The organism is Enterobacter sp. SST3 (assembly GCF_000286655.1).
Classification (GTDB): domain Bacteria; phylum Pseudomonadota; class Gammaproteobacteria; order Enterobacterales; family Enterobacteriaceae; genus Enterobacter; species Enterobacter roggenkampii.
In genome coordinates, this window is sequence record NZ_ALNS01000002.1 from 1 (window position 1) to 3,202 (window position 3,202).

Below are 3,202 nucleotides of genomic sequence, written 5' to 3' on the forward strand. Positions count from 1 at the left end.
TTGATGCCTGGCAGTTCCCTACTCTCACATGGGGAGACCCCACACTACCATCGGCGCTACGGCGTTTCACTTCTGAGTTCGGCATGGGGTCAGGTGGGACCACCGCGCTAAAGCCGCCAGGCAAATTCTGTTAATCTGTATCAGGCTGAAAATCTGTCTCTTCGCCAAAACACCTTCGGCGTTGTAAGGTTAAGCCTCACGGTTCATTAGTATCGGTTAGCTCAACGCATCGCTGCGCTTACACACCCGACCTATCAACGTCGTCGTCTTCAACGTTCCTTCAGGAGACTTAAAGTCTCAGGGAGAACTCATCTCGGGGCAAGTTTCGTGCTTAGATGCTTTCAGCACTTATCTTTTCCGCATTTAGCTACCGGGCAGTGCCATTGGCATGACAACCCGAACACCAGTGATGCGTCCACTCCGGTCCTCTCGTACTAGGAGCAGCCCCCCTCAATTCTCCAGCGCCCACGGCAGATAGGGACCGAACTGTCTCACGACGTTCTAAACCCAGCTCGCGTACCACTTTAAATGGCGAACAGCCATACCCTTGGGACCTACTTCAGCCCCAGGATGTGATGAGCCGACATCGAGGTGCCAAACACCGCCGTCGATATGAACTCTTGGGCGGTATCAGCCTGTTATCCCCGGAGTACCTTTTATCCGTTGAGCGATGGCCCTTCCATTCAGAACCACCGGATCACTATGACCTGCTTTCGCACCTGCTCGAGCCGTCACTCTCGCAGTCAAGCTAGCTTATGCCATTGCACTAACCTCCTGATGTCCGACCAGGATTAGCTAACCTTCGTGCTCCTCCGTTACTCTTTGGGAGGAGACCGCCCCAGTCAAACTACCCACCAGACACTGTCCGCAACCCGGATCACGGGTCTACGTTAGAACACCAGCCATTAAAGGGTGGTATTTCAAGGACGGCTCCATGCAGACTGGCGTCCACACTTCAAAGCCTCCCACCTATCCTACACATCAAGGACCAGTGTTCAGTGTCAAGCTATAGTAAAGGTTCACGGGGTCTTTCCGTCTTGCCGCGGGTACACTGCATCTTCACAGCGAGTTCAATTTCACTGAGTCTCGGGTGGAGACAGCCTGGCCATCATTACGCCATTCGTGCAGGTCGGAACTTACCCGACAAGGAATTTCGCTACCTTAGGACCGTTATAGTTACGGCCGCCGTTTACCGGGGCTTCGATCAAGAGCTTCGCGTTGCCGCTAACCCCATCAATTAACCTTCCGGCACCGGGCAGGCGTCACACCGTATACGTCCACTTTCGTGTTTGCACAGTGCTGTGTTTTTAATAAACAGTTGCAGCCAGCTGGTATCTTCGACTGATTTCAGCTCCACCCGCAGGGGCTTCACCTACATATCAGCGTGCCTTCTCCCGAAGTTACGGCACCATTTTGCCTAGTTCCTTCACCCGAGTTCTCTCAAGCGCCTTGGTATTCTCTACCTGACCACCTGTGTCGGTTTGGGGTACGATTTGATGTTACCTGATGCTTAGAGGCTTTTCCTGGAAGCAGGGCATTTGTTACTTCAGCACCGTAGTGCCTCGTCATCACACCTCAGCGTTAATAAGGTACCGGATTTACCTGGAACCTCCGCCTACATGCTTAAACCGGGACAACCGTCGCCCGGCTAACATAGCCTTCTCCGTCCCCCCTTCGCAGTAACACCAAGTACAGGAATATTAACCTGTTTCCCATCGACTACGCCTTTCGGCCTCGCCTTAGGGGTCGACTCACCCTGCCCCGATTAACGTTGGACAGGAACCCTTGGTCTTCCGGCGAGCGGGCTTTTCACCCGCTTTATCGTTACTTATGTCAGCATTCGCACTTCTGATACCTCCAGCATGCCTCACAGCACACCTTCAACGGCTTACAGAACGCTCCCCTACCCAACAACACATAGTGTCGCTGCCGCAGCTTCGGTGCATGGTTTAGCCCCGTTACATCTTCCGCGCAGGCCGACTCGACCAGTGAGCTATTACGCTTTCTTTAAATGATGGCTGCTTCTAAGCCAACATCCTGGCTGTCTGTGCCTTCCCACATCGTTTCCCACTTAACCATGACTTTGGGACCTTAGCTGGCGGTCTGGGTTGTTTCCCTCTTCACGACGGACGTTAGCACCCGCCGTGTGTCTCCCGTGATAACATTCTTCGGTATTCGTAGTTTGCATCGGGTTGGTAAGCCGGGATGGCCCCCTAGCCGAAACAGTGCTCTACCCCCGAAGATGAGTTCACGAGGCGCTACCTAAATAGCTTTCGGGGAGAACCAGCTATCTCCCGGTTTGATTGGCCTTTCACCCCCAGCCACAAGTCATCCGCTAATTTTTCAACATTAGTCGGTTCGGTCCTCCAGTTAGTGTTACCCAACCTTCAACCTGCCCATGGCTAGATCACCGGGTTTCGGGTCTATACCCTGCAACTTAACGCCCAGTTAAGACTCGGTTTCCCTTCGGCTCCCCTATACGGTTAACCTTGCTACAGAATATAAGTCGCTGACCCATTATACAAAAGGTACGCAGTCACACCACGAAGGTGCTCCCACTGCTTGTACGTACACGGTTTCAGGTTCTATTTCACTCCCCTCGCCGGGGTTCTTTTCGCCTTTCCCTCACGGTACTGGTTCACTATCGGTCAGTCAGGAGTATTTAGCCTTGGAGGATGGTCCCCCCATATTCAGACAGGATACCACGTGTCCCGCCCTACTCTTCGAGTTCACAACCTGTGTGCTTTCGTGTACGGGACTGTCACCCTGTACCGTGCGACTTTCCAGACGCTTCCACTAACACACAAGCTGATTCAGACTCTGGGCTGCTCCCCGTTCGCTCGCCGCTACTGGGGGAATCTCGGTTGATTTCTTTTCCTCGGGGTACTTAGATGTTTCAGTTCCCCCGGTTCGCCTCGTTAACCTATGTATTCAGTTAACGATAGTGTGACGAATCACACTGGGTTTCCCCATTCGGACATCGCCGGGTCAAAGGTTCATATCACCTCGCCGGCGCTTTTCGCAGATTAGCACGTCCTTCATCGCCTCTGACTGCCAGGGCATCCACCGTGTACGCTTAGTCGCTTAACCTCACAACCCGAAGATGTTTCACTTCATGATTGCGAAAATTTGAGAGACTCGAACACACCTTAAAGATGTGTCGTTTCAATTTTCAGCTTGATCCAGATTTTTAAAGAGCAAA

The 3,202-nt window shown here is 52.7% G+C and carries 2 rRNA genes; both read right to left on the minus strand.

Annotated features, from left to right (window positions below):
- Positions 1–5 precede the first annotated feature (5 nt).
- A 5S ribosomal RNA gene (gene rrf, locus B498_RS20095) occupies positions 6–121 on the minus strand.
- Positions 122–185: 64 nt separating this feature from the next.
- Positions 186–3,090 (minus strand): 23S ribosomal RNA (locus B498_RS20090).
- Positions 3,091–3,202 lie beyond the last annotated feature (112 nt).